22 protein-coding genes are annotated in these 25,576 nt (G+C 69.7%); 13 read left to right on the top strand and 9 right to left on the bottom strand.

Annotated features, from left to right (window positions below; genetic code table 11):
* Positions 1-431 precede the first annotated feature (431 nt).
* Both AC0VYP_RS18730 and AC0VYP_RS18725 read right to left on the bottom strand, forming a co-directional pair.
* Entirely contained in the window at positions 432-821 is a 390-nt protein-coding gene (locus AC0VYP_RS18730) for a hypothetical protein (protein ID WP_475470987.1), read from the bottom strand.
* A complete protein-coding gene (locus tag AC0VYP_RS18725; protein WP_475470985.1) occupies positions 818-2,374 on the bottom strand; it encodes a hypothetical protein in 1,557 nt (518 codons plus the stop codon). Before AC0VYP_RS18725 ends, AC0VYP_RS18730 begins: the two co-directional genes overlap by 4 nt.
* 632 nt (positions 2,375-3,006) lie before the next feature.
* Between AC0VYP_RS18725 and AC0VYP_RS18720 the strand changes: the two genes are divergently transcribed.
* From AC0VYP_RS18720 to AC0VYP_RS18710, 3 genes are read left to right on the top strand one after another with little or no spacing between them, the layout of a single operon-like run.
* Positions 3,007-3,783: a toll/interleukin-1 receptor domain-containing protein gene (locus AC0VYP_RS18720; protein ID WP_475470983.1), complete on the top strand. Its 777-nt coding sequence runs from the start codon at positions 3,007-3,009 to the stop codon at positions 3,781-3,783.
* Entirely contained in the window at positions 3,780-5,846 is a 2,067-nt protein-coding gene (locus tag AC0VYP_RS18715) for a hypothetical protein (protein WP_285757374.1), read from the top strand. The genes AC0VYP_RS18720 and AC0VYP_RS18715 overlap by 4 nt, the downstream gene beginning before the upstream one ends.
* Before the next feature lies 1 nt (position 5,847).
* Positions 5,848-7,038, top strand: coding sequence for a hypothetical protein (locus tag AC0VYP_RS18710; protein ID WP_475470981.1), 1,191 nt, complete (start codon positions 5,848-5,850; stop codon positions 7,036-7,038).
* 41 nt (positions 7,039-7,079) lie between these two features.
* On the opposite strand, the gene AC0VYP_RS18705 is transcribed toward AC0VYP_RS18710, so the two are convergent.
* Positions 7,080-8,360 (bottom strand): helix-turn-helix domain-containing protein, encoded by a 1,281-nt coding sequence (locus AC0VYP_RS18705; protein WP_475470979.1) that lies wholly within the window; start codon positions 8,358-8,360, stop codon positions 7,080-7,082.
* A gap of 114 nt (positions 8,361-8,474) precedes the next feature.
* Positions 8,475-8,885, bottom strand: coding sequence for a hypothetical protein (locus AC0VYP_RS18700; RefSeq protein WP_285757371.1), 411 nt, complete (start codon positions 8,883-8,885; stop codon positions 8,475-8,477).
* A 507-nt stretch (positions 8,886-9,392) separates the two neighbouring features.
* On the opposite strand from AC0VYP_RS18700, the gene AC0VYP_RS18695 reads away from it, so the two are divergent.
* Both AC0VYP_RS18695 and AC0VYP_RS18690 read left to right on the top strand, forming a co-directional pair.
* A complete protein-coding gene (locus tag AC0VYP_RS18695; protein ID WP_285757370.1) occupies positions 9,393-9,929 on the top strand; it encodes an NUDIX hydrolase family protein in 537 nt (178 codons plus the stop codon).
* A gap of 234 nt (positions 9,930-10,163) precedes the next feature.
* Positions 10,164-12,107: an ABC transporter ATP-binding protein gene (locus AC0VYP_RS18690; RefSeq protein ID WP_285757369.1), complete on the top strand. Its 1,944-nt coding sequence runs from the start codon at positions 10,164-10,166 to the stop codon at positions 12,105-12,107.
* On the opposite strand, the gene AC0VYP_RS18685 is transcribed toward AC0VYP_RS18690, so the two are convergent.
* Positions 12,062-12,841 carry a hypothetical protein gene (locus AC0VYP_RS18685; RefSeq protein WP_475470976.1) on the bottom strand — a complete coding sequence of 260 codons (780 nt, stop codon included), beginning with the start codon at positions 12,839-12,841 and terminating at the stop codon, positions 12,062-12,064. The genes AC0VYP_RS18690 and AC0VYP_RS18685 overlap by 46 nt on opposite strands.
* On the opposite strand from AC0VYP_RS18685, the gene AC0VYP_RS18680 reads away from it, so the two are divergent.
* Positions 12,840-14,132 (top strand): hypothetical protein, encoded by a 1,293-nt coding sequence (locus AC0VYP_RS18680; protein ID WP_285757367.1) that lies wholly within the window; start codon positions 12,840-12,842, stop codon positions 14,130-14,132. The genes AC0VYP_RS18685 and AC0VYP_RS18680 overlap by 2 nt on opposite strands.
* On the opposite strand, the gene AC0VYP_RS18675 is transcribed toward AC0VYP_RS18680, so the two are convergent.
* A complete protein-coding gene (locus AC0VYP_RS18675) occupies positions 14,061-15,137 on the bottom strand; it encodes a LacI family DNA-binding transcriptional regulator (RefSeq protein WP_285757366.1) in 1,077 nt (358 codons plus the stop codon). The genes AC0VYP_RS18680 and AC0VYP_RS18675 overlap by 72 nt on opposite strands.
* Positions 15,138-15,325: 188 nt before the next feature.
* Between AC0VYP_RS18675 and AC0VYP_RS18670 the strand changes: the two genes are divergently transcribed.
* Genes AC0VYP_RS18670 through AC0VYP_RS18645 form a run of 6 tightly spaced genes read left to right on the top strand, consistent with a single transcriptional unit; the run spans position 15,326 to position 21,711 of the window.
* Complete coding sequence (locus tag AC0VYP_RS18670; RefSeq protein WP_475470974.1) at positions 15,326-16,153, top strand: ABC transporter permease; 828 nt, start codon at positions 15,326-15,328, stop codon at positions 16,151-16,153.
* Positions 16,150-16,938 (top strand): ABC transporter permease, encoded by a 789-nt coding sequence (locus AC0VYP_RS18665; protein ID WP_285757364.1) that lies wholly within the window; start codon positions 16,150-16,152, stop codon positions 16,936-16,938. Before AC0VYP_RS18670 ends, AC0VYP_RS18665 begins: the two co-directional genes overlap by 4 nt.
* Before the next feature lie 27 nt (positions 16,939-16,965).
* Positions 16,966-17,988 (top strand): ABC transporter ATP-binding protein, encoded by a 1,023-nt coding sequence (locus tag AC0VYP_RS18660; RefSeq protein WP_285757363.1) that lies wholly within the window; start codon positions 16,966-16,968, stop codon positions 17,986-17,988.
* Entirely contained in the window at positions 17,985-19,031 is a 1,047-nt protein-coding gene (locus tag AC0VYP_RS18655) for an ABC transporter substrate-binding protein (RefSeq protein WP_475470971.1), read from the top strand. The genes AC0VYP_RS18660 and AC0VYP_RS18655 overlap by 4 nt, the downstream gene beginning before the upstream one ends.
* On the top strand, positions 19,028-19,990 hold the full coding sequence (locus AC0VYP_RS18650) for a nucleoside hydrolase (RefSeq protein WP_475470969.1): 963 nt from the start codon (positions 19,028-19,030) through the stop codon (positions 19,988-19,990). Before AC0VYP_RS18655 ends, AC0VYP_RS18650 begins: the two co-directional genes overlap by 4 nt.
* A 17-nt stretch (positions 19,991-20,007) precedes the next feature.
* Positions 20,008-21,711 (top strand): adenine deaminase C-terminal domain-containing protein, encoded by a 1,704-nt coding sequence (locus AC0VYP_RS18645; protein WP_475470967.1) that lies wholly within the window; start codon positions 20,008-20,010, stop codon positions 21,709-21,711.
* A 10-nt stretch (positions 21,712-21,721) separates the two neighbouring features.
* On the opposite strand, the gene AC0VYP_RS18640 is transcribed toward AC0VYP_RS18645, so the two are convergent.
* Both AC0VYP_RS18640 and AC0VYP_RS18635 read right to left on the bottom strand, forming a co-directional pair.
* Positions 21,722-22,606 carry a siderophore-interacting protein gene (locus AC0VYP_RS18640; RefSeq protein WP_285757359.1) on the bottom strand — a complete coding sequence of 295 codons (885 nt, stop codon included), beginning with the start codon at positions 22,604-22,606 and terminating at the stop codon, positions 21,722-21,724.
* An 88-nt stretch (positions 22,607-22,694) separates the two neighbouring features.
* A complete protein-coding gene (locus tag AC0VYP_RS18635; protein ID WP_285757358.1) occupies positions 22,695-23,312 on the bottom strand; it encodes a hypothetical protein in 618 nt (205 codons plus the stop codon).
* A 246-nt stretch (positions 23,313-23,558) separates the two neighbouring features.
* Between AC0VYP_RS18635 and AC0VYP_RS18630 the strand changes: the two genes are divergently transcribed.
* Positions 23,559-24,587, top strand: coding sequence for an STM4015 family protein (locus AC0VYP_RS18630; RefSeq protein ID WP_475470966.1), 1,029 nt, complete (start codon positions 23,559-23,561; stop codon positions 24,585-24,587).
* 60 nt (positions 24,588-24,647) lie between these two features.
* On the opposite strand, the gene AC0VYP_RS18625 is transcribed toward AC0VYP_RS18630, so the two are convergent.
* Positions 24,648-25,169 (bottom strand): globin domain-containing protein, encoded by a 522-nt coding sequence (locus AC0VYP_RS18625; protein WP_475470964.1) that lies wholly within the window; start codon positions 25,167-25,169, stop codon positions 24,648-24,650.
* Between the last annotated feature and the right edge of the window lie 407 nt (positions 25,170-25,576).

Genomic DNA, 25,576 nt, shown 5'->3' with positions numbered 1-25,576 from the left:
TGCTTTTGTGTGTTTTGAGGGGGTTCAGTGAGTCTCGGGCCGGGCGATTTTTGAGCTCAGCGTGAGTGCTTCGTCGCTGATTGACAACTAAACGGAGTGGTGTGAATCAGGACTGGGTCTCATCATCAAATTTGATGAAGGCGGTGTTCGGGAAGAAGCTGACGCCCGTATCCGCGGTCTCCTGCCGCGACTCCAAGAACGCGACATCGACGCGGTCGGGTCGGCCCGACGGCCCGCTGAACCTGGGACCTGCTCCGACCACGCCATGATGGCGGCTGTGATCGTGCCGCCTGGTCGCAAAAACGGTTCCCCAGGTCACCGATGCCTTGAAGGCCGGCCCGGGCAAGCGGACAACGAGCGGTCGTTCCAGGACGGGCAGGAAACCGGGGCGAGGCCAACGGCCGGGGGAGAAACCGTCCGCCGTCCGCCCGTCACCCCTGCACGGCCGCCTCCACCGCCTCCCGTAGCGGTCCGAGGGCATCGACCCCGGTCGGCAGTACGGCGCACCGCCGCACGAGCCGGTCGAGTCCCGCGTGCAGCGCCCCGTGGTCGGTCACGGGCGGGGTGAGCCGGGCCGTCACCTCCGCGAGATCGTCGAGGGCCAGGCAGGCGTCGCGGTCGCCGTCCGCGGCCAGTCGGCGCAGTGCGTCGCGAACGTGCCCGGCCTGCGTGCGGGCAGCCGTCAGGATCGCGGTCGGATCGCCGGCCGCCTGGTTGACCTGGGTGCTTCCATGCGCGAACGGGTTGTTCTGCACGGCCCCGTTGACGGTGCCGGCCACCACGCCGTGGTTGACGCCGACCCCTCCGAGGTGTGGCTTCACGCGGCCTCTCCCTGCTGGTTGTGCTGGGTGTTGTTGTCGCCCATCGCGTTGTTCTGCACGGGTCCGGTGAATTTGTCGCCGATCACCCCGAAGTTGACGATCGCGTTCGTTGTCGCCTGCCGGTAGTCCTCGACGTCGATGTCGTGCTCCTGAAGGAACCGGTCCACTGACGCGAAGACCCTTCGCTGGAGCGTCGCGGCCTGGAAGTCGGTGTCGTCCTTCATGTGCATGTCCTCGACCCGGCGCTTGCTGTACGCCTCGCGCAGACTCACGGGCCCGGCCCCGGAGTCGATCTCCGGGGCGCTTGGCGGTCGCCGGACGACCAGGCTGCCGCCCAGCGCCACCACGTCTCCAATGGCCTGCGCGGCCGCGGTCACCAGCCACGGCAGCCGCGACGGGGAACCGGCGTCCGGGGCGGAGACCTCGTTGACGACAGGCGCCACCACCTGTGGGATCACCACGACGCGCACGTACTCTTCCCGGCGCACGAAACGCACGAGGACCGAGACGGTGAGGGAGCCCGACCAACTGGTGACGCGCGCCCACAGATAGGGGCGGGCCATCCTGCTGTCGGGGGCGGTGTCTCCGGGGGCGAGCCCTTCCGTCACCGGGGGCATGTCGTCCCAGGCCGTGTCGTCGATGTCCCCCCACGCGGCGTGGGATGTTCCCCAGATGCCGATGACGTCCACGCCCCGATGGTCGGCGGGGTTGTCCGGGGAGGCCACCGTGCGGGCGAGGTCACGGGCCACGTGCTCGTACAGCTCGGTGAGGGTGAAATCCTTGGGCTCCAGCGTCGTGCCGCCGGAGAACCGGTCGAGCAGTGCGGTGAGCGCGGATTCGGTGTACTCGGAGCGGGGGTCGTGCGGGCTGGGGCCCCGGAGCCCTTTCGTGACGTCAACGGCGATGGTCAACGGCCGCCACACCTCCAGGCCGGCGCCGACGAACCGGCTCTCCCGCCGGTAGCCGTTGTCCTTCTTCTCCAGCGCGTAGGGAAGCGCCGACACCCCGTTGTCCGGGGGCGGACCGAGAACCGCCGGAGTACGTGAACCGAAGTCCTTCAGCAGGGTGTGCGCCGCGTACTGGGCCCGGACCCGGTCGGAGAAGAACACGGCCCACAGCAGTACGAGGAGGACGGCACCGGTCCAGGGAAGGGTGAGTGCACCGACGGCCGGGGCAATTGAGCACAGGACCGGAACACACGTGATCAACAGTCGGCGTTGCCGGCCGAGCGCTGCGCCGTGACGGCAGGCGTTGACAACCTCGGCCTGGTCGAACCCGATGACGGGCACCGGGCGATCGGCCCCCGCCACCCGGCGCAGGACCCACCGAGCGTAGGCGTCGCCGATCACGACCCCGGGGTCGCGGGTCCGTTCGTCGCCGACAGAGAATTCCGGTTCCGGTTTGGGGCGCAGGACGGCGAACAGGCGGTACCTGCCGCGCATCCTGTCCCCCACTTTCTCCGCGGCGTGCAGCGCCTGTTCACGCGACCACTTGGCCGCTTTCGAGAGCCGGTCCGGGCGGGCGAAGGCCGTCGCGCACAGCAGCGGCGTCACCTCGTCGTGTCAACGTGTCTGATGGGGGGTGGGAGAACGCCTTGTGGAAAAAAGAGGGGGATTCATCAGTAACTCGACTTTCTTGGCTTCTTTTCGGTGTTTTATCGTTGCTTGAGTGAGCGTTTCTTTTGCGATCGTTGAGTCTGGTCGGTGGGAGGAAAAAATTGACCGGATCGGGGAGGAGAATCAAGGATGTTCCGGTCCGTTCGAGGGAGCGTTTGCGAAGCGTCCGTCCTGTTCACGGGCGACCGTCCGCCGTCCTGTGCGGCCTTCGGGCGTTTCGTCTGGATTCAGAGATGCTTTCGTGCTTCCTGAATGGTGAATATAGAAGGGATGCGTTGATCGAGTCGGAGATTTTCGCGGTTTCCTGTTGGCCATCGACAAGGGTGCGGGAAACCGGTTCGTGCTTCTCCCAATTTCTGTCAACGTGAGACCCGACGGCGTGCGGACCGTTTCCCCGCAACGCGAGCCGCTTCCGAAAGCCATTGCCGTGCCTGAAAGACCGCAGCTTTTCCGACAACGGTTTCACCGGGGCTCTGCTGTTCCACGGGTGTGTCGTTGGGTGGGAAGGCCCGGGCACGCCGGACCGGCCCCACCGCGGGCAGTCTCGACGAAGAAGAGGAGGGACCGCTGTGTCCCGAGTGTTCATCAACTACCGGACCGGGGACGAGGAGGCCAGCGCCACCCTCATCGACCGGGAGCTTTCCCACCGTTTCGGCACCCGGGAGATCTTTCGCGCCAGCAAGTCGATCCGGCCGGGAGACGATTTCGAGCGTGAGCTCCTGAACGCTGTGCGCCGCAGCGATCTGCTGCTGGCCGTCATCGGTCCGGCCTGGTTCGACGCGGGCGACGGCCGTGGGGGCCGAGCCCTCGACGACCCCGGCGACTGGACGCGACGGGAGATCGTCGAGGCGTTCGCCTACGGGATCCGGGTGGTCCCGGTGTTCATCGGTGCGCAGCAGCGCCTGCCGAGACACGGCCTCCCCGAGGACCTGGAGCCGTTGAGGAAATGCCAGTACGTCAGGTTCAGCCACCGCAACGCCGACGCCGACATCGAACGGCTCGTGGAGAAGGTCGCCGAGGCGGTACCGGGCCTGGTGGACCGCAGTTCTGGCACCGATAGCGGATCCGACGGCCGCGGTGATCGGAACACGATCCGCGACCTGCACGGAAGCGGGAAACAGGGGCGCGACTCGATCGACAACCGCTCGGGCGGCACCGGTGATGTGGGGATCAACCACGGCACCGTCATCGGTACCGCGAACGGCCCCCTGCACACCGGAAGCGGAACGCAGGTGAACGGTCCGCAGTTCACCGGGAGCGGCGGCGTCAACTACGTGGCCGGCGACAACCACGGGGGCATGCACCACGCTTCCGCCCCGCAGCCGCGCGACGGCGGTACGCGGTGAGCACTGAGCAGACCGAAGACGGGACCGGCCCCGACAGGCAGCTCTACGAGAGCGTCATGACCTCGGTCGGGGCGGTTGACGGCCCAGCGCACACCGGCAGCGGCGACCAGTACAACACCTTCCAGCTCCTGGGCCTGAGTGGTTCCTACAGGGAAGTCAATGGTCGGGTACGCAGGAACAAACCTCTGCGTCTGATCACCCAGGATCAGCGTTACCGCAGTAGTACCTACTTCGTCGCACCTGCCGGCTATCTCACAGCGCGCTCGATCCTGTTGAAGAATCGCTTGGTCGTCCTCTCCGGAACACCCGGAAGCGGTCGGCGTACCGCGGCGGTGGTGCTGCTGGAGTCGGTAGGCGATTCCGACGCCGGGTTCCGGGAACTCCCCGAGGACAGCGCCGCAGGATTTGCCGAGCCGGAGCGTGTCCTCGACACGGAGACCCTGCGTCAGGGCGACCGCCTCCTGCTCGATTTGTCAGGCGATCAGCAGGGCGCATTTTCCGGGATCCAGCCGCGGTTGGAGACCTATCGTGACGCTCTGCGGGTCAATGACGCCTACCTCGTCGTCGTGATCCCCCATGATCAGGACTACGAGGTGGCCGACGAGTTCCGTCACCTGGTGGCCCGGTTGGGGCGCCCGGACGGGGTTCGAGTGCTGGAACGCCATCTGCGCAGCCACGGCACCGACTTCGACAGCGGACAGCTGAGATCCCACCCGGTCGCCAAGTGGGCGGTTGAGGCCCGGCTCGGCGAGGTAGCGCACCTGGCGCGCCTCGTTCACGATGCCTGCCTGGCCGCACCAAATGCCGGAACCAAGGGTTGGCTCACCGACGCGTTGGACGCGCTGTCCGAACGCAGAGGTGAGGCAGCAAGGGCGATCGCCGGCCTGGCCAGCAGCTGGGAACGCGCGGTGCTGTTGTCGGCGGCGTTACTCAACGGCGGCAACATCGAGACGGTCTTCGCGGCCGCACACGAGTTGATGGGATTTCTTCGAACACCGGTACCGGACACCCCGCCGCTGGAGCGGCGGCTGTTTCCTGATCAGCTCGTGGCGCTCGACGTACGGATACGGTCGGATCGGACCGTGGAGTTCACCCGGCTCGGTTACGCCGAGGCTGTCCTGGAATGCTTTTGGGACGGTCATCCCGACCTCACACCGGTGTTCCAACGGTGGGTGGATCGGTGTATACGTGTTGCTCGCCTGACACCCACTGATCGTGACGCGGTGGCGGAACGTTTCGCCGGCCAATGTCTGCGTCTCGGATTTCTCGACGACCTCTTCGGTCAAGTAAGGCGTTGGGCCGTCGGCCAGGGACGGGGCCAGTCCCTTGCTCCACAGGCCGCCCACGTATTAGCCAGACTTCTCACCGACTCCGAAGCGGGTTGGGCCGCGCGTCGCCGGGTTTACGCCTGGGCCACAGAGAAAGCACTCGCTCCGGAGCTGGCCCAAGTCCTTATCGGTGTCTCGGCGGACGCGATCGCTTCTCGCTGGCCCGACGAAGCGCTGGTGCGACTTCACCACCTTGCCAGGAACAAAGACCCAAAGGTCCGGGAGTCGGCGGTGTCCGCGCTCCTGGAGCTCACGGAGAAACCGGGCCTGTACCGCCTGCTGCTCAACCGGATCGCCGCCGCGATCGACGGTGCGCACCGGCAGGCCGACCTCGAACTGTTGGTGCCGTTGACCCGGCCCGATCGGATGCTCGCCCGGGGCAGAGGCGGCCCGTTTGCCACCGAGCAGCGGGTCCGCGCCGATGCGGTCAGAGGGATCGCCGCGGCGTTGGGTGACGACGAGGCTTTGCGCCACTACACCGAACGCTTCCTGGAGGCGTGCGCCGCCGACGGCGCGGCGGGCCTTCTCCTCGACGTACTCGTCGAAGCCGGCCAGGAGGCGGAGCGTGTCAACCGCCTCTATGCCGTCGCGCGCCGCTGGGCGCTGGCCTCGGAACACTCGAACAAGGGCGAGCGGGTCCGCGCCGTGGCCGAACTGATCGAGCGCGTTGACAGGGCGCAGGGATTGGCGCCGCTGCCCACGAGCAGCGCGCGCGAGAACGCGGAGGTGGGTTGACATGGAAACGAAGAAAACGGTCGGACTGGTGGTGCTGGCGCTCAGCGCCGTACTCGTCCCTCTGGTCATGGCGTTCTTCCTCGCCTGGTGGACCCTGCTCTGGGCCCCGATCGCCCTGGTCGTGATCGGCCTTACCGTCGTGGCAACCGGGGTTCTCGGCGATCCGGACATGGAACCGCGGAGTCAATTCGATATCGAGCCGGAGCCGGTGGAGGCGGTCCCCGTCGCTGTTTCGCTGCCGGAGCCCGATCCGGTGCACCGGAAGCAGATGAGGGAGATCGGTCTGCCCAGCGCGCAGGAGGACTACGTCTTCGTCTTCTCGGCGACCGTCTGTCACAAGGAACGCATTGCTCCGGGGGATGCCCACCGGAACCTGGCGGCGCTCGCCGCCGAACTGGTCCTCGGCCGCGCCGCGCAGCTCGCGGCCACGCTGTCGCCCGATCTGCCGGAGCTGGCCGAACGTCGCCTCGCCGCCCTGCTCGGTGAGCCGGCGGGCGACTCCCGCGGCCAGTGCGAGGCATGGGCGGAGAATGTCGCTCTCGTCCTTCCGGAGAGGGACGTCGAGCGGCTGCGCTGGTTTGCCGATGTCCGCAAGGAACGCGACGTCTGGAAGCACACGCGCGAGCACGAGCGCGATCAGCGCGCCTACTACGGCGGTGATGTCCTGGCCTCTCAGGAGAACGCGGTCGCGTGGTGGTTCGCCAAGGACCCCTCGAAGGTCGAGGAGACCGTGAAGATGGTTGACATCCTCGGTGAACTCTCGGCTGCCGCGAACAGTTCGGCGCGACTGGAGGAGTTCCGCGCAAACGCGGTGCGGGAGCACCCGGACTGGTCGCCCGCCGACGCGTCGGTCCCCGCGTGGTTGGCGCGGGAGGAGGCGCCCCGGGTGTCCTGGAGCGTTATGGACCACGCCAGCGCGATCGTTGACAAGGTCGGGGCAGACGGGGACGAGATGGACCGGGACGGCTTCACCGACCGGTTCGCCGGTCTGTTGAGCGTCTACGGGCAGCCCGACCTCGCCAGGCAGCTCCGCGAGAAATACCAGGCGGCCGAACTTTCCACCGAACAAGAGCCCGGCCTTTTCGATGCCGTTGACGACGAGGACGACACAGCGGTCGATGCTCCGGACAGCGGGAGCGTTCCGGAGCAACCCGGGCGGGACAATCCCAGGGAACCCGGCCCTTCCGTCTAGCCGCGGACGGTGGGGCGGGGAGCGATCCCCGCCCCACGGCTTCACCTGGGCGACCGGTTCAGGGCCCGCGCCAGGCGTGGCGTGAGCCCCCGCACCGCCGGATCGGTGTGCCAGCGGGCGAGGGTACGGGAGAGCTGCCGCACGTCGTGTGCGACGGTCGCCGAGTCGATCGCGTCCACCCCGTCGAGCAGCCCGTGGGCCAGATCGCAGGCACGGTCGATGCTGCCGCTCCCCGCGTGGGCCAGGGCCAGCCGCATTCCGAACCTGGTCCGTGCGCGTACCGCGCCCATCGGGATCTGGTCCAGGGCCGGTTCCAGTACGGCTGCGGCTTCTGCCGGGCGCCCCACGTCGTACATGCACCAGCCGGTGACGACGGAGAGCCGGTTGCGCACCGTCGATGATCCGAGGACCGGGGCGTCTTCCTCCTCCCCGGTATCCCCTTCTGCGGCCGTGGCCGCGTGGTCCAGTGCACGTCGGCAGCTGTCATAGTCGCCCACCAGTGCGTGGCCCTGCGCTTCTCGTTCGGCGGCTATGGCCCGCACCCGGGGCGATGCTGTGGCGGCGGCCCGCGCGCGCCGCCCCAGTTCGATGGTCGTCAGCCCGTCGTGGGCGTACATGGCGATGCAGGCGCGCCTGATGAGGGCGTAGGCGTGCAGTCGGCCGTCACCCGATGCCGTCGCCATCTCCACCGCCTGGTCGGTCCACCACAGTGCCGCGGGATCGTCGCCCGCCTCCTGGGCCATCCACCCGCTGTACTCGGCGTGCCTGGCGGCGAGCATGAGGGCGGCCGTGCCCAACTCGGGGCCGGAGTTCTTGGCGAGGAGGGAGAGCGCGTGCGTCTGTGCGACGACGCTGGGCAGCACCGTGGCGGGACTGGTCTGCTGGCCGAGGAGCCGAAGGTGGTCGAACATCGTGCGGTACACCCTGAGCGTGTCGGCCGAGTGCAAGGACGGCTCGCGGCCCCTCCCCGTCAGTCCCGTTCCCAGTAGCGCCTGCGCGCCGATGGCAGCCGCGCCCGGAAGGGAGGCCGCCGGGAATCCGTGCGTCGCCGTCCACGGTCCGCCGTGCCCGGGGGGCTCGGGCGAGGACGGGGCGGCCCGCCGCCCGGATGTCTCGACCAGGGCTGTCAACCGCCCTCCGGCGCCCAGTGCCGTGTCACAGGCCCGGGCCAGAGGGCCGGAAGGAGCTTTGCGGCCGGTCTCCACCTTGCTGAGGTGGCTCTTGCTGTAGTGCGTGGCCTCGGCGAGCCCGGAAAGGGACAGCCCCGCCGCGACGCGCTGCCGGCGGAGTTCGGTGCCGAAGGAACTGGTTTCGTCGCTCATTGTCATTCCTCGCCGTGTGGTTTTCCGGTTGAACAGTGAAAAGGCTCCCCGTAAGCAGTTCTTCGCGCCCTTCGCAATCATTGCCGCCCGTGGAGCCCGAATACGCGAAACCGATTATTTTGCTTGGGGCACGAAGTAGACGATGGCAGCCGAGATGCCGGAGACGACCGTCGCCGTCTCGGCGAGGACGGGCAGCGCGGTTCGCCATCCTCCGCCGAAGGACGCCGCGAGTTCCGCCCACCGGTGGCGGTGCGCCAGCATTCCCGCCCTGCGCCACTTGTGGTCCTGGAGGTAGCAGCCGAGCAGGAGCCCCGACGCGTTGTTGCGGCAGCTCTGGCCGGCCTTCCGATTGGGTGCGCCGCAGGGGGTCGGGGCCTGGAAGAGGAAATAGACGGTCGAGACAGCGGCCAGCCCCATGACCACGGCCGGGCCGATCTCGGGGTTGAGCCAGCCCAGCAGTGCACCGGTGAAGGGCAGATATCCCCAATAGCGCCAAAGGGCGCTCTTTTTTCTTTTCTTCGCCATGGAGAAAATTCTTCTCCGTGGACCGGCGGCCGGACAATCGTTGGCCGTTGCCGCTTGATTCTCGTTTTCCTGGTGAATCGACGGCTTTTTGGTGCCGACGGGGCGGGAGTGACTGGTGGGAATGAAAGGGCTGTCCTGGCGGCTCCGGTACGGGGCGGCCGTGTGTCGCCCGTTGTCCGGCCGGGGCAATGCGGCGAGCGGGTCGGTTGACGGTCGGGCACAGCGTGGCCCGACCGTTCGATTCGTGTCAGCCGGCAGGGGCATCGGACGGGGCGGGCGAGCACTTCCACGCGGGAGGCCGGTGACACGGTCGGCCCGCACCGGCGGCTGCTGCTCCCTTCGTGCCGGGCCTGCGCCCGAAGTCCCGTCCCAGCCGCCGAACCGGACGTCCAGGCGGCACCATCGCCCGCCTTCCCGCCTGCTCCGGCGTGACGCAGATCAACCTCCCGGTACGAACCGATAGGGGCCCGTAGGTGCCACAACAGCCTCATGGGGTACAACGGCCAAATGACCGAAACGACCGACACCACGCCCGAGTGGTTCTCCCGTGACGAGCTCGAAGCGGTCCGCGGGCGGCTGCCGATCCTCTATGTTGACGCGGTACCGGTGCGCACCGACGACTCGGGGGCGGTGACCCACGTCGGCCTGCTGTTGCGCGTGGCGCCCGACGGGTCGATCAGCCGTGCGCTGGTCTCGGGCCGGGTGCTCTACCACGAGCGCATCCGGGACGCCCTGCTGCGCCATCTGGAGAAGGACCTCGGTCCGATGGCGCTCCCGCAGATCCCCGTCTCGCCGCAGCCGTTCACCATCGCCGAGTACTTCCCGACGCCGGGGGTGACGAAGTTCCACGATCCCCGCCAGCACGCGGTGTCGCTGGCCTACGTCGTGCCGGTGGCGGGCGACTGCCAGCCCCGTCAGGACGCGCTGGACCTGGTCTGGTTCAGCGTCGAGGAGGCCGCCAGCCCCGAGGTCCAGGCGGAGATGACCGGCGGCCAGGGGGTGCTGTTGCGTCAGGCGTTGGCCTACGTCGGCCAACTGCCCTGAGCGCGGCTCCGTTGACGGTTTCGGCGGGGCCGCTCACGGCCGGTCCGCGGGGGGAGAGTGCGGACCGGCAGCACCGTACCGTGTGGGGTCCGGACACGTGGCCGAGGTGCATACCCGGTGGTGATCCGGGTGATTCGGCGTGGCCGCAACACGGCCGGAGGCGGACAGCCCGGTGCGTTCCACCGCTGTCCTCGGTGATGATCGGGGCGATCCCCGACCACGCTGGAGGCGCACGTGCGAGTGAAGGCGACCAAGGATGAGGAGGGGCGGGCGGGCGCGGCCACCGGGTTGACGCTGCCCCCGCTGGCGCCGCCCAAATGGCGCCGCTACGAGGAGGAGGCGGCCCAGGCCGGTTGGCGGAGCGTGGCCTGGCGGCTTCCCGGCCTGCTGGCCCAGGCCGTCGGCCTGGCGTGGCGGGCGTCCCCCCGCGACCTGCTGGCCACCGCGGTGTTCAACGTGGCCGCCGGTGTCTTCACCGCCGTGGTCCTGGTGGGTACGGCGGGCGTCCTGGAAGAGCTGTTGACCGCGGGCCCGACCACCGACCGGGTCCTGGCCGCGCTGCCCGCCCTGGCGGTGGTGGGTGGGGCCGCGCTCATGCGCGGGGCGCTCTCGGCCGCGGCCGGCTGGGCCCAGGCCAGATTGGAGCCGCAGGTGGAACGGGTCTCGGAGCTGCGCCTGGCTGAACTCGCCACCGGAGTCCGGGTCCTGGCCTTCGACGACAACGACTTCCACGACCGGATGTTTCGCGCCACGATCCGCGGGGCGGACGAGGCCAAGCGGGTCGTCACCTACTCCATCGACATCCTCACCGGGCTGATCGGGATCATCGCCGCAGCTGGTGTGCTGGGCATACTGCACCCGCTGCTCATCCCGCTCCTGTTGCTCACCGTCCTGCCCGAGGGGTGGGCCGCGTCCCTTGCGGCGCGGATGCGCTATGCCTGGATCCTCGCGATCACCGAGAGCCGCCGCCGCAAGGGGATGCTCGACGACCTGATGACCTCGCGCGCCTCCTGCGCCGAGGTCCGTTCCTTCACGATGCGCGGTCCGCTCCTGGCGGAGTTCGACGCGATCGCCGGCCACGAGCGCGACGTGCAGCTCGTCCTCGCCCGCCGCCAGGCGCTGGTGCGCCTGGCCGGGGAGGCCCTGGGCGGCACGGCCACCCTGCTCACCTACGTTGTCCTGGGCCTGCTGCTGGTCAACGACATGATGCCGCTGGCGGTCGCCGGAGCGGCGGTCATCGCGATTCGCACCGGCCAGTCCGCGCTCGCGACCACCCTCATGGCCGTCAACAGCGCTTACGAGTCGGGACTGTACTTCCGTGACTTCCTGGACTTCTGCGACCGCGCGAAGGCGTGGCTGCCACCGAGCGGCCTCGCCGCCCCGCCCGACGCGGTCGAGTCGATCACCGTCGAGGACGTGGTGTTCGGCTACCCGGGCAAGGACGACCACGCCCTGGACGGAGTGAGCCTGCGGGTGGGGCGCGGCGAGACGATCGCGCTGGTCGGGGAGAACGGGTCGGGCAAGACCACCCTGTCCAAGCTCCTGGCCGGCCTCTACACCCCTGTCCGGGGCCGGGTGTGCTGGGACGGGACCGACCTCGCCGGAGTGGACGCCCACGCGCTGCGCGGGCGCATCGCGATCATCGCCCAGGACCACACGCACTGGCCCTTCTCCGCCCGCCGCAACGTCACGATGAGCAGCCCCGACGATCCCGGACGGCTCGACGAGGCGGCGAGGGTCTCCGGCGCCCGGGAGATCGTCGACGAACTGCCGCACGGCTGGGACACCCTCCTGGACCGCCGGTTCGCCGAGGGGCAGGAGCTCTCCGGCGGGCAATGGCAGCGGGTCGCCGCCGCTCGCGGCTTCTACCGGGACGCGCCCCTGTTGATCTGCGACGAGCCGACCGCCGCTCTGGACGCCCGTGCCGAACAGCGGCTCTTCGCCTCGATCCACGAGCACGCCCGGCGCACTCGCAGCGCAGTCGTGCTCATCACCCACCGCCTGGCGAGCGTGCGCATGGCCGACCGCGTCTACGTCCTCGACCGGGGTCGTGTGGTCGAGGAGGGCACCCACGATCAGCTCATGTCCGTGCACGGCCTGTACGCGGAGCTGTACTCGATCCAGGCCGAGGCCTACCGGGGAGGCTCAGGAGAAGTGGAGGAGTCGGCCTCTCTTTGAACAACCTCGTCGGCAGGTTTGCCGCCGCTCTCCGAAATGCCCAGGTCGGCGCGCATCACGGTGCGCATGGCCACCAAGTGCCCCCACGCGCCGCTCAGTCCGTGTTCGACGTCGAGGACTGATTCCCCCGCTGGGTGAGAGCCGGAGTCCAGGCGCTTCACGATTCCGTACACCGAGTTCAAACCGCGGTTGACGCCCCCTGCCGCTCCCAGAACGGTGTCGGGGAGCACCATCTGCGCTTCGGCGTGCTGCGCCCTGTGGTTGACGCGTGCCTCGTCGAGCCGTGACCGGAGCTCCTCGGTCATGAGATCTGCCTGGAGCGCGTGACGACAGTCGGTCAGGACGATGTGGTAATACCTGGCCGCGGTGTTGAGAGCGACATAGCACGATCGCCTTGTGTCGAGCGCGGTCCGCTCGTCGGCGTGCCGACGCTCCTCCGCCCGCATGCGTTCGGCGTGCTCGAGTTCGCGGGCTTTGCTCCGCTCCGCTCCGCGCTGGACCATGAAGGCCGAAGCCAGGGTGCCGGCGATACCGGTGAGTGCTGTCAACAGGCCGAGAACCGCGCCGTCCATGGGGCCTCCGGTTTCGCTCGAATCAACCAAATCCGCACGACTGTAGGCGAACCGGCGCGGTCGCCATGCCTCCTCCCGGTGGACAACGGGCCAGTGGCCCGAACCGGCCACCACTCCCGACAGCCGGGCCGCGCGGACCCGTCCCGCGGATAATGGCCCCATGCCAGAGCATTCCGGCAACTCCCACGCCCCAGAAGCCGCCGACGTTGACTGGGAGGCGCTCGCCCCCGGCTCGGGCGAGCAGATCCCGCGGATGCTGGAGGAGGTCGCCGTCGCCGACGAGGACAGCCATGTCATCGGCGACTTCGAGCTCCTGCTGTCCTTCCCCGGCCCGTATTTCACCGCTGCTCCGGGGCTGGCACCGGTTCTCGCCCGGATGGCCGCCGACCCAGGAGTTCCGGGTCGGTTCGCCGCGCTGCTGTGCCTGCACGAGCTCCTCGACACCGCCCCCGCCGACCACCTTCCGCGGCGGCGCGACCCGCTGTTGTGGCGTGACGAGATGGCGTGGATCGCCCAGGTCGGGGCGGACAGGGCCCGGGAGCACTACCGTGCGTGGCTGGCGGCGGCCCAGGACGAGCAGGCCCGTCGCATCGCACACACCCGGCTGGACGCGTTGGCTCTGGAGCGCGGGCCCGAAATCCTCAGAGCCGAGCTGGCTGCCCACGAGGCGCTGCGGCCGCTACTGCCCGGCTTGTTCCCGCTGCTGGAGGAGCGGGGGGAGTTCGCCGGCCACCGGGTCGCCGACCTGGCCGCCTGGGTTCTGTCGTGGTTCGGTGAGGACGCCGGGACGCTGGTGGGCCCGCTGCGCCGGGTGTGCGAGCCCGGGACGGCCGCCCCTCTGCGCTCCGCGGTCTACGCCCTGGGCAGGGTCGCCCGCCCCGACGACGTCGCCACGGCCCGTCACCTGGTGCTGTTGCTGGACGCCACCGACGATGCGGACTTCGCCGCGGCCCTCGCGCTGGGCTGCATGCGTGGTGCCGAGATTCCCGACAAGGCCCTGCGGGTGATCGGAACCCGCCTGCCGACCGAGGACGCGCGGTTGTGGCGGGGCTGGCCCTCCTTCGCCGACTCCAGCGCCGAGGAACTGGGTTGGCTGGCCCTGTCCGGGATGGGCCCCGCTCTGGATAAGGCACGTATTGCCGCCTGCACCGATTTCTTCGCCCGCAACTGGGACGTCGAACCGGCCGCCGAGAGCCTGTTGGCCGCGGTCTTCGGTCGGCCCGGTGCGACCTCCTGGGCGCCGTCGCCCTACAGCAGTCTCACCGACGACCAGCGAACGGTGCTGTCGGCCATCGCCGGACTGTCCGCTGCGAAGTGGGACTGCGCGCCCGGCCTGCACACGTTGCTGGAGGCCCACCGGCTTCCCGCCCACCGTGGGGAACTACGCGTCTTCACCGGAGCCGAGCTCCCGCTGCGAAGAGGGATGGTGCGCTTCCTGTTCGGGCGCCGTTGACCCGGCGGAGCGCACCCGCCGCAGGCGCGGCGCGGCCAACGACCCGGTCAGCCGGACCGTGGTGGACAGCATCCGGCTGGCCGGTCGTGGACTGCCCGGGGCGGCGCCGATGAGGTCGTCCAGTGCCGCCACCGCCCGCCGGCCGAGGTCGGCCACCGGTACGCCGACCGCGGTCAACGGGGAACCGGGGAGGTCGGCGAAGGCCATGTCGTCGGCGGCGGCCACACTGAGGTCGTCGGGCACCCGTACCCCGCGGCGTCCCAGTTCGAAGACGAGGCCCAGCAGGACCGAGCTGTTGTAGGCCAGGGCTGCTGTGCAGCCGGAGTCCAGGACGGCGTCGGCGTGGGAGGCGCCCTCGCTGAACTCCGGGGGCATGGGCCCCAGGACCCGTACGCTCAGGCCGGGACGGTCGGAGTGCTCGGACAGGACCTGGCGCCGACGCCGGTCCATCCACGAACCCGGCGGTCCCGCGAGATAGGCGACCCGGGTGTGGCCGAGTTCGACCAGCCGGTCGTAGATCCGGGCCAGGCCGCCCGGGGTGTCCACGGTGAACGAGGTCAGGCCGGGCACTTTGCGGTTGATGACGACCACCGGTTTGCGCTCGTGCACCCGCTTCAGTTCCCCTGCCCCGGCGAGCGGCATCAACAGGACGAAGCCGTCCACCTGGCTCTCCAGGTCGCGCAGCGCGGCGGCCTCGCGCTCGGCGCTGCCGTCGGTTACCGCGATGATCAGCCATCGGCCGCTCGCCTCGGCCGCGGCCTGTGCACCGGCGATGCTGCCCGCGTAGAAGGGGTTGTCGATGCTGGGAACGAGCATCGCCAGGAATCCGGTGCGTCCGGTGGTCAGTGCCCGCGCAGCCGGGTTGGCCCGAAACCCCGCCTGTTCGGCGGCGGTGCGCACCCGTTCCAGAGTGGTGGGCGCCACCATGCCGGGCCGGCTCATGGCCCGTGACACCGTCGAGGCCGACACACCGGCGATCCGGGCCACGTCCTCTAGTCCCGCCACTGTGTCTCCGTTCCTCGGTGCCGGATGGCTTCACCGCTTCTTAACACACCCTGTCTGGCCGACATGTCCGAGCAAAGGCTACGATGCTGCAAGCGCTTGCAGAAGCGTTTGCAGGTATTAGACCTGTTCAAAGCCGACATAGTTTGTAATCCTGCGTACCGGCATGGCCGGACGCCGACCTTTCGGGGGTGGAGTTGAACAGCCGCAACACCGTGCGCCTACTGCTGCTCCCCGGTCTGGCCGTGCTGCTGTTCGCCTTCCTCTATCCGGTGGCGGCCACCCTGGCGGCCCCACCGGACGGGGATCCGGCCACAGTCGTCCGTGAGACCGGGGCGCTGCTCACCGACCCCAACCTGCTGCCGGTGATCGCCCGCACCATCCGGGTCTCGGTGCTGACCACACTGATCTGCCTGGTCCTGGGCTTTCCCACGGCCTATCTGATCTCCCGCGCACCCGCCCAATGGTCCGGAAAACTCCTGGCGCTGGCGATCTTTCCGCTCATGCTCAACACCGTTGTGCGCACTTACGGATGGATCGTCGTCCTCGGCGGCAACGGGGTGCTCAGCACCGCTTCCCAGGCGTTGGGCCTGGGCCCCGTCCAACTGCTCTACACCGAGACCGCGATCGTGCTCGGCCTGGTCCAGTTGTTCCTGCCCCTGATGATCCTGTCCAGCTACTCCAGCCTGTCCCAGCAGGACCCCCGCCTGGAGGATGCCGCCCGCGGCCTGGGAGCCGGGCCGTCCAGGGTCTTTCGCCAGGTCGTGTTCCCTCTCGCTCTGCCAGGGGCACTGGTGGGCTGCACCCTGGTCTTCGCCGGAGCCGTCACCGCCTTCACCACCCCCCAACTGCTCGGCGGTTCCCGCGAGCGCATCCTGTCCACCCTGCTCTACAGCCGGGTCAACGTCAGCCTCGACTGGCCCGCGGCCAGCGCCGTCGCCCTGGTCATGACGGTCCTGGTGCTCGTCGTGGCCGCACTGTCGGGCCGGTTGAGCAAGCGAGGGAGCACCACCTCATGATCCTCAGACGCCCCTTGCTGTCCCTGCTCAGCGCGATCGCCTTCGTCATCATGCTCGGTCCGGTGGTGATCCTGCTGGGAGTCGCCTTCACCGCGGGCAGCACGCTGACCTTCCCGCCCGAAGGACTGTCCCTGCGGTGGTTCGCCGCGGCCCTGGAGTACCGGCCCTTCATCGACTCCCTGGGGACCAGCCTCGTCGTCGCGGTGCTCTCCACCGCCGCGGCCCTGGCCCTGGGAATCCCCGCGACGCTGGCGCTGCAACGCGGGGCCGTCCCGGGCAAGGCGTTCATCGAGAACCTGTTCATGACCCCGATCATCGTTCCCGAACTGGTGCTGGGCCTGGCCCTGTTCCAGCAGCTCATGGTGGGCTTCAACATCACGGCCCTGGGGACCCTGGTCATCGGGCACACCGTCCTGCTGCTGCCTTACACGGTGCGCGTCGTTGGGGCCTCGCTCGCCCTGGCCGACCCCCGCCTGGAGGAGGCCGCCCGCGGCCTGGGCGCGGGACCGGTACGTACCTTCTTCTCGGTGACGGTCCCGGTCATGCGCCCGGGAATCATCTCCGCCACGATCCTGGCCTTCATCACCTCGCTCAACAACGTTCCGCTGTCGCTGCTGCTGACCGGGCCGGGCGTGGCCACCCTCCCGGTGGAGATGCTCAACTACGTGCAGTCCTCGTTCGATCCGGTGGTCGCCGCGGTCAGCGTCGTCCTGTTGGCGCTCAGCGTCGCGGTAGCCCTACTCACCGAGCGCCTCGTCGGATTCAACAAGGTCTTCGGCCGCTAGCGGCCGGGTTCAAGGAGACATCGAGAAATGACACCTGTAGTCCAACTCGACGGGGTGGGCCACCGTTTCGGAAGCGCGGCCAACGGCGTCGCCGCCGTCAGCGACCTCGACCTCGCGGTACGCCGCGGCACCTTCACCACCCTGCTGGGCCCCAGCGGCTGCGGCAAGACCACGACCCTGCGGATGATCGCCGGGTTCATCCGTCCCACGTCCGGGCGCATCCTGCTGGAAGGGACGGACGCCACCGACACCCCGCCCGAGCGCCGCAACATCGGCATGGTCTTCCAGTCCTACGCCCTGTTCCCGCACATGACGCTCACCGACAACGTCGGCTTCGGCCTGCGGGCCCGCAGGCGGCCCGCGGCCGAGGTCAGGAAACGTGCCGGTGAGGCACTGGAACTCGTGGGGCTGTCCCACGCCGCCGACCGCAAGCCCGGCGAGCTGTCGGGCGGTCAGCAGCAGCGGGTGGCCCTGGCCCGCGCCGTCGCCATCGAACCGTCGGTGCTGCTGCTGGACGAACCGCTGTCCAACCTCGACGCCCGCCTGCGCGTGCAGATGCGCCAGGAACTGCTGCGCGTGCAGCGCGAAACCGGACTGACCGCGATCCTGGTCACCCACGACCAGGACGAGGCGCTTCAGCTCTCCGACACGATGGTCATCCTCAACGGCGGACGGCTGGAGCAGCAGGGCGACCCGCGTACGGTCTTTCCCGCGCCCGCCAATCGCTTCGTCGCCCAATTCCTCGGATACGACAACTTCCCCGAGGTTCCCGGCTTCGGACCGGTGACGATCCGCCCCGAGCACGTCCGGCTGACCGCGGCCGTCACCGGTGAGGAGGCCGCCACCGACTCCGTGGAGCTGGCGGGCACCGTCGCCGATGTCACCTACCAGGGCAGCCACTGCCTGATCGGCGTGGACACGGCGGGTGGCCGCCTGAACTGCGTACACCCCGGCGACGACTTCCGGCCCGGTGAGGCGGTGCGCATACTGCTGCCCCGCCACCGCCTCGTGGAGCTGGCCGACGCGCACACCCCGGCCGGTGCCCGATGAGACGCGCGGTCGCCGCAGCAGCGGTAACCCTGGCCGCGGTCATGGCCCTGACCTCCTGCGCGGCCACCCGGCAGAACGACACCACCACCCTCGTGGTGAGCACCTTCGCCTTCGCCACCGAAGAGTTCATGCAGGTCATCGGTCAACCCTTCGAACAGGAGACCGGAATCAAGGTCGTCCTGGACACGGGGAACAACGCCACCCGGCTCACCAAACTGCGGATCAAGAAGGACAACCCCGATACCGACGTCGTCCTCATCTCCGACTACTACGCCGAGATCGGCAAGCAGATGGAGCTGTTCCAACAGGTCGATCCGGCCGCGGTCCCCACCCTGGACCAGATCCGCCCCTGGGCGCTGGACCCCGACGGCTACGGGCCGGCCTACACGTTCCAGCTCCTGGGCATGATGTATCGGACCGACATGGTCACCGAGGAACCCGCCTCGTGGGACGCCCTCTACCAGTCGGATCTGCCCGGCGGGTTCGCGCTGCCCGACATCTCGGTGTCGGCCGGCCCCATGCTCGTCCTGGCCACCGGGGAAGCGTACGGATCGGGCCCCACGGACGCCGACACCGGTTTCGACCGGCTCGCCGAGATCGGGCCCGACGCGCTGCAGTTCTACACGGGGTCCACCGAACTCACCAGCCTTCTGGAGCGTGGCGAGATCGCAATGGCCCCCGGCCTGGACAACTTCGCCATGAACGCGGTCGAGGCGGGGCAGCCCATCGGTTTCGCGGTTCCGGAGGAAGGCCGGGTCATGACGGCCAACACCGCCCAGATCGTCGCGGGAGCCCCCAACCGGGCCGGTGCCGAGAAGTTCGTGGACTTCCTGCTCGACCCGGACGTGCAGTCGGAGGTCGCACGGGTCATCTACGACAAACCGGTCCATCCCGACGCCGAGGTCACCGACCTCATGACCGAGGTTTCCGGGGACGCCGCCGTGGACCCGGCCGGCAACGGCTACCACCAGGGCGACCTCGAACTCATCGCCACCGAGCGCTCGGCCTGGCTGGACCGCTTCGTCGAGCAGGTGGCCAGATGAGCATTCCCGTTGTCATCGACTGCGACCCCGGAGTCAACGACGCCCTCGCCCTGCTCTACGCCCTGGCCTCTCCCGAGCTCGATGTGCGCGGGGTGACCACGGTCGCCGGCAACGCCGGACTGGACCAGGTCACCCGCAACGCCGCCCAGGTGCTGGACCTGGCCGGCGCGCCCGCGGACCTGCCCCTGGTCGCCGGCCTCGCCGGGCCGATCGCCCGCACGGCCCGCATCCCCGACGAGCCGATGCACGGAGCAGGGGGCCTGGGCGGGCTCGACCTGCCCGGCTCCCTACGTGCCCCCGGCCGGGAACACGCCGTCAACTGGCTGGCCGAGCAGATCCTGGCCGCCCCCGGCGAACTGACCCTGGTCGCCCTGGGGCCGCTGTCCAACGTCGCCGCGATGGTGGCCCGGCACCCCGAGGCGGGCCCCGCGCTGCGCGGCATCGTCGTCATGGGCGGGGCCGCCCGCTGCCAGGGCAACGTCACCCCCGCCGCCGAGTTCAACTTCTTCGCCGACCCCGAGGCGGCCCGCCGGGTCCTGGAATCGGGCCTGGCGGTGCGCGTCGTGGGACTGGACGTCACCCGAGCGGCGCTGTTTCCGTTGGAGCCGGCCGAACGACTGGCGGCACTGCCCGGTGCCGCCGGTGCGGCCGGAACCCTGTTGCGCGGTTTCGTGCAGCGCTACCAGGACCGTTTCGGCGTCGCGGCCGTCCCCGTCCACGACGCGCTGGCGGTCGCCGCGGTCACCCACCCCGGGCTTCTCGGCTACGACAGCGGTACGGCCACCGTGGAATGCGCGGGCGAGGTGACGCGCGGCGCCCTCGTCGCCGACCTGCGCACCCCCGGCCGTGCGCGCGACGTGCGCGTCGCCCGCACGGTGGACGCCGACGGTTTCACCCGGCTGCTCACCGAACGGCTCGCCGCCTACGCCCGCACCCGGCCCACCGCCGACCGACCATGACGAACGAGGAACCCCACATGAACCCGTCCGACCCCGTCAACCTGCTCATCAGCGGCGGCAGCGTGGTGTCGGTGCAGACCGGAGAGGTCTGGGCCGCCGACGTCGCCATCACCGGCGACGCGATCCGGGCCGTGCTGGAACCGGGAACCCCGGTCACGGCGGCCGAGGTGATCGACGCGACCGGACTGCTCGTCGCGCCCGGTTACGTTGACGCACACATGCACATCGAGAGCTCGCTGCTGGCCCCCCGTGAATTCGCCCGGGTGACCCTGCCGCGCGGCACCACGACCGTCCTGGCCGACGCCCACGAGATCGTCAACGTCGCCGGACGCGACGCCCAGGCATGGATGATCGAGCAGGGGCGCGACACCGCGCAGACGATGCGCTGGGCCGTCCCGTCCTGCGTTCCCGCCCTCGACGGGTTCGAGACTGCCGGGGCCCGCCTCGACGCCGCCGATATCGCGGAGATGTTGGACTGGGCAGACGTCACCACCCTCGGTGAGGTCATGGACTATCGCGCGGTGGTCTCCGGCGACCCGCGTATGCGCGCCATCGTCGAGGTGGCCCGTACCCGGGGCGTCCGCCTGGACGGGCACTGCCCCAACCTGTCGGGCGTTGACCTCAACGAGTACCTCTGGGCCGGGATCGACTCCGATCACTGCAAGAACACCGCGGAGGTCGCGGTGGAGAAGGCGCGGCTGGGGATGCTCCTGATGCTTCAGGAGAAGTGCCTCACGCCCGAGGTCGTTGACGCCCTTCTCGCCCTTCCGCGCCTGCCCGACCTGTGCCTGGTCACCGATGACGTCGCCGCCGACGCGATCCTGGCCGGCGGACACCTGGACCGGGTCGGCCACGTCGCCCTGGAGCGCGGGATGGCGCCCGTCGAGGTGCTGCGCGCTCTCACCCTCACCCCCGCCCGCCGCCTCGGCCTGCACGACCGGGGCACCGTCACCCCCGGAAAACGGGCCGACCTGGTGGTACTGAACGCCCTCACCGACCTCACCCCGGCCGTGGTCGTGGCCGGGGGAGCGGTGGTGGGACGCAACGGACAACCGCTCCAGGCCGCTGCTGCCCTACCGGCCGACAACCCCTTCGCGGGTACGGTCCACCTGGAGCCCTTGGCCGAGGGGCACCCTCAGTGGCGGGTGGACCTGCCCGACGGGGAACACACCTTCCGGGCCATGCGGGTCAACGAGGTGGACACCTACACCGAGGCCGCCGAAGTGGTGCTCGACGTATGCGACGGCGTCGTGCAGTGGGAAGGGCACACCGCTGTCGTGGCGGTCCTGGAGCGCCACACCGGGGACGCCACCGTGGCGGTCGCACCGGTCGTGGGGCACGACCTCGCAGAGGGGGCCTTCGCCAGCACCTACGCCCACGACAGCCACAACCTCACCGTCATCGCCACTTCGGCCGAGTCGCTGCGAACAGCGGCCAACGCGGTGATCGCCGCGGGCGGGGGAATGTGCGCCGTGGTCGCCGGAGAGGAACCGGCGCTGCTGGAACTGCCGATCGGCGGGGTGATGTCGGACCGGTCCGCCGGAGAGGTCGCGCGCGTATCCGGCCGGGTGCGCGCGGTGCTGCACGCGTGGGGTTGGCGCAACCGCAACGCTTTCATGAGCGTCTCCACCCTCACCCTCGCGGTCTCCCCCCAGGTCAAGATCACCGACCGGGGTCTGGTGCGGGTGGTCAACCGGGCGTGGGAACCCGCGGTCGTCTAGGGAGCGGCGCTCACAGCCCGGCGTCGTCGAGGCGGCGGTCCACCTCGTCGCTGATCTGTTCGCCGTCGTGTCCCGCTGCCGTCCCGGCGCGGTAGATGGCGGCCAGATCGATCCCCGCGGACGCGAAGCGCCGGCTCCATTCGCCGGCCCGGGGACGCCAGTGGGTGATGACCGTGTAGGAAGCCGGTGCCAACCCCAGCCCGTGGCGCAGGTGGCGGCGGATCGCGCGGGTGGCCGCGGCCTCGCCGGCCACCCACACGTACCCGGGCCCGGTCGGAAGCGTTACGTCGATGGCGGTCCCGGCCAGAGTGCTGCCCAGATGCGGGGACGGGTTGTGCGTCCAGACCGGTGGGCCGGGCAGGACCTGCTCGTCCGCGGGGCCGGGGACTTCCAGAAAACTCCGGGTGGGCAGCCGCTCTGGAGTCTGTTCCAGGATTCGGCCGACGGCGGGCAACGCCGTCAGGTCGCCGACCAGGACCTGCCAGCGGGCGTTCTCGGGAGGCCGGTACCAGTGGTGCGGACGGGAGACGCCCACGTGGTCGCCCTTTCGGACGCGGGCGGCCCAGTCGGCGCCCGCGCCGCTCCCGTGCACGACCACGTCCACGGTCAGCGCGCCGCGCCGTTCGTCGCAACGGCGCACGGTGTACCATCGGCCCTCCAACCCCGGGGCGGCCCCCGGACGGGGCCAGGAGCCGGAATCGTCCTGTGGCACCGCCGGCAGGGGCTCTCCCGGTGCGGGCAGGAACAGTTGCACCGCCTCGTCGGGGACCCCCGATCCCGGGAACCAGCCGGTGAGACCGGTGCCGCCCAACACGATTCGCCGCAGGGACGGTGACAGGGCTTCAGCGGACAGCACCCCGGCACGGAAAAAAGCAGGAGAACGCGGACCGCGCATCCCTCTCCTTTCCGATCACCGGGTGCCCCCCGGGCAGGGCACCGTCCAGGTCAACCGTAGCGGCGCCCTGCCCGGGGCGGGGAACCGCTCAGTCCTGCGAGCCGGCCGAACGGGGCGCGCCCGGGCGGGGTTTGCTGCGGACCTTGCGGCTGCTGACGGCCGGCGCGGGAGCCGGTTCTTCTTCGGCCGACGCCACGGGGGAGCCGCTGGGAACGACGGGGGAGGAGAGGGTGGAGCCCGAGTGGATGCCCAGCGCCTCGTTCTCGACGTCGAGCATCTTGCGGATCGCCTCGGGGAGCGCGGGCAGCCGCTCGCCGCGGAAATGCGCCCCCAGGACATCGAGGGCGTGGTCGCACAGCAGGGAGCGTCCGCGCCCCGACCGGACACCGCTGAGCTCCTGGAGCTCGGTGATGCCGCTCTCGCGCAGCAGCCGGATGACGTCCCCGATCCGACCGCGCACCTTGCGGTCGGTGAGGGCGAGGGACACCGCTTCGGCTTCGGCCAGTCGCGACGGCGAGCCGGCCTCGGTTCCGGCGGTGGATGCGTCGCGCTCGGCGATGAAGACGGCGGTCAGCCGGCGGGCCGAGTCGCGCACCGCCGAGCGGTCCTGGGTCTGGCGCGCCTGGCGTCCGAGCAGCCAGGTCACCACCGCGCTGGTCACCAGGCTGATGGCCGCGCCCGTCAGGACGAGCGTCAGTTCGTTCATGGGTAGCGGACTCCGAACGGGTAGGGGGTGAGAAGCCGTCAACCGTGCTGTCGGGCACGTCACGGCCACGGGTCATGGGGGCACGCGATCAGGGCCGACGGGGAGGAATGCGGAGCATCCTCCCATGATCTCCACGCAATGGACATAGCGTCGTGTGCCGGCCGCGGCGGTTCGCGTCGGGGCTCCGGCGCCCCCTGCTGGTATCACTGATCGCGACCCCGTCCGCTGGAACATGGAGCCCGTGCGATGACGATCCACAACTATCTGACCGAGTACGCCGGCCTTCCCGTCGTGGACTTCCCCTCCAAGGACCTTGAGAAGGACCGTCTCGCCCGGCACGAGCGCGTGGCCGCGCCGGCCGGCCGTCCACCGGGACCGCCCGAACCCGACCACGCCCTGGCCGCGGGAACCGCCGACCCCTCCTCCGTGGCGTGGCGGCTACGGGTCGGGTCCTGGGAACCAGAGGAGGTGTACGAGGACTACTTCGCGCGCTTCCTCACCGAGGTGGACACCACACGGATCACCGCGCTCGTCATCGGGAGCTGGGCCGAACCAGTCGAGAACAGCGCCGAATCCGTCCGCGACCTCCTTGTCGCACACGCCGACCGCTTCCCCGCGTTGCGCGCGCTGTTCTTCGGCGAGATCGTGCTGGAGGAGGCCGAGATCTCGTGGATCCAGCAGTGCGAGGTCTCCTCGTTGCTCGCGGCGTTCCCGCGGCTGCGCGAGTTCACCGTCCGAGGTGGGACCGGGCTCGGATTCTCCGGTGCGGGGCACGCAGGGCTGGAGCGGTTGACCGTGCAGACCGGCGGCCTGCCCCAAGGGGTCGTGACCTGGGTACTGGAGGCCGATCTGCCCGCGCTGACCCATCTTGAGCTGTGGCTGGGAGTGGACGACTACGGACGCACCACCACCCTGCGGGGGCTGGCGCCACTGTTGTCGGGAACGGTGCTGCCCGCCCTGAGCTCGCTGGGGCTGCGCAACGCCGACGACACCGACGCACTGATCGAGGCCCTGTCCCAGGCGCCCGTGCTCGCGCGACTGGGGGCGCTCGACGTGTCGATGGGCACGCTCACCGAGGCCGGAGCCCGAACGATCATCGGGGCGGAGGCGTTTCGTTCCTTGCGCCGTCTCGACCTGCGTGCCCACTTCCTCGATGCCGAGGTCGCCGAAGAGGTCCGGGCAGCCCTGCCCGGTGTGGAGGTCAACCTGCGCGATCCGCGCGAACCCGACACCTACGGGGGCGAGACCTACTACTACCCCGTTGTCACCGAGTGAGCGCTGCCCCGTCGGCTTCTTTCCCAGCAGCCTGCCGCGCACGAGCGGGGCGATGGAGTGTCAGCCGGCGGTGCGGCCGGGAGCGGTGCCCCTGGCCCCGACCGGGCAACGGCCCGCCGGTTTCGGTTCCGGGGGAGCCGCGGAGGCGGTCGCGCCGGCGAGCATACTGGCGGCGATCCATTCGTAGACCAGGATCCACGCGGAACTGAACGACGACGACCAGGTGGGGGACAGGTCGTGGACCGCCTCGACCATGGCGCGCCCCACACAGGGGTAGTCCTCGGGGCCCAGCCCCCATTTCTCGTGGTGGTAGCGGCCCAGACGCATGAGGTAGTTCTGCATCTGCGCGGGGCGGTCCAGATGGTTCACCACCTGGATGATCGCCTGGGCCATCCGGGTGGTCTGCCTGCTCATGTCCTCCGGGAACAGCTCCCGGATATGTGGAACCGCTTCGAACAGATGAGTGTAGAAGGACTCGGCCAGGACCTCAGGGCGGTCGAGAAGATCCGCGCAGCTGGCCTGGACCGCTTGGATCGTCGCCGCGTCCGGATGGGGGAGTTCGCCGATGGTTCTGGGGGACATGGTGCGACTTCTTCCTGTTCGCTGGAACGTGCGCCGACGCGCGGAGTCGGTTCCGAGGCGGCGCCTGTTCCAAGCGCCGGGGTCTTCGAGGTACAAGGCCGGTTCGCCACCGTGCCCACAGCACTGCCCCAGGAGGTGTCCGGCGTGCGCGGTCCCCGTTTCGATATGCAGTTTCCGTCGTTTCGCAAAACACCATAATCCGTTCACCAAAGGGGTGTCCGGTGCCTGGGATATCGCGTTTCACGAAGGACTTAAGCCTTTAGGAAATACGGGTATTTCGCCTTTTCCGAAAGGACTTTCGGCCCTGGAGGGGACGGGGCGCGCCGTCGGTGCCGTGCACACGGGAGACGGGTGGGGCACGCGGGTCCTCTGGGATGTGTCATCGCCCACCGATAAGACTGGGGGGC

Source organism: Nocardiopsis sp. iso_186 (genome assembly GCF_056173365.1).
This window is presented reverse-complemented; position numbering and strand designations above follow the sequence as displayed.

Excerpts from the sequence above, each read along its gene's own strand:
- AC0VYP_RS18710 (WP_475470981.1), top strand. The coding sequence starts at position 5,848 with ATGGAAACGAAGAAAACGGTCGGACTGGTGGTGCTGGCGCTCAGCGCC.
- AC0VYP_RS18705 (WP_475470979.1), bottom strand. The coding sequence starts at position 8,360 with ATGAGCGACGAAACCAGTTCCTTCGGCACCGAACTCCGCCGGCAGCGC.
- AC0VYP_RS18700 (WP_285757371.1), bottom strand. The coding sequence starts at position 8,885 with ATGGCGAAGAAAAGAAAAAAGAGCGCCCTTTGGCGCTATTGGGGATAT.
- AC0VYP_RS18695 (WP_285757370.1), top strand. The coding sequence starts at position 9,393 with ATGACCGAAACGACCGACACCACGCCCGAGTGGTTCTCCCGTGACGAG.
- AC0VYP_RS18680 (WP_285757367.1), top strand. The coding sequence starts at position 12,840 with ATGCCAGAGCATTCCGGCAACTCCCACGCCCCAGAAGCCGCCGACGTT.
- AC0VYP_RS18685 (WP_475470976.1), bottom strand. The coding sequence starts at position 12,841 with ATGGGGCCATTATCCGCGGGACGGGTCCGCGCGGCCCGGCTGTCGGGA.
- AC0VYP_RS18665 (WP_285757364.1), top strand. The coding sequence starts at position 16,150 with ATGATCCTCAGACGCCCCTTGCTGTCCCTGCTCAGCGCGATCGCCTTC.
- AC0VYP_RS18660 (WP_285757363.1), top strand. The coding sequence starts at position 16,966 with ATGACACCTGTAGTCCAACTCGACGGGGTGGGCCACCGTTTCGGAAGC.
- AC0VYP_RS18655 (WP_475470971.1), top strand. The coding sequence starts at position 17,985 with ATGAGACGCGCGGTCGCCGCAGCAGCGGTAACCCTGGCCGCGGTCATG.
- AC0VYP_RS18650 (WP_475470969.1), top strand. The coding sequence starts at position 19,028 with ATGAGCATTCCCGTTGTCATCGACTGCGACCCCGGAGTCAACGACGCC.
- AC0VYP_RS18645 (WP_475470967.1), top strand. The coding sequence starts at position 20,008 with ATGAACCCGTCCGACCCCGTCAACCTGCTCATCAGCGGCGGCAGCGTG.
- AC0VYP_RS18640 (WP_285757359.1), bottom strand. The coding sequence starts at position 22,606 with ATGCGCGGTCCGCGTTCTCCTGCTTTTTTCCGTGCCGGGGTGCTGTCC.
- AC0VYP_RS18635 (WP_285757358.1), bottom strand. The coding sequence starts at position 23,312 with ATGAACGAACTGACGCTCGTCCTGACGGGCGCGGCCATCAGCCTGGTG.
- AC0VYP_RS18630 (WP_475470966.1), top strand. The coding sequence starts at position 23,559 with ATGACGATCCACAACTATCTGACCGAGTACGCCGGCCTTCCCGTCGTG.
- AC0VYP_RS18625 (WP_475470964.1), bottom strand. The coding sequence starts at position 25,169 with ATGTCCCCCAGAACCATCGGCGAACTCCCCCATCCGGACGCGGCGACG.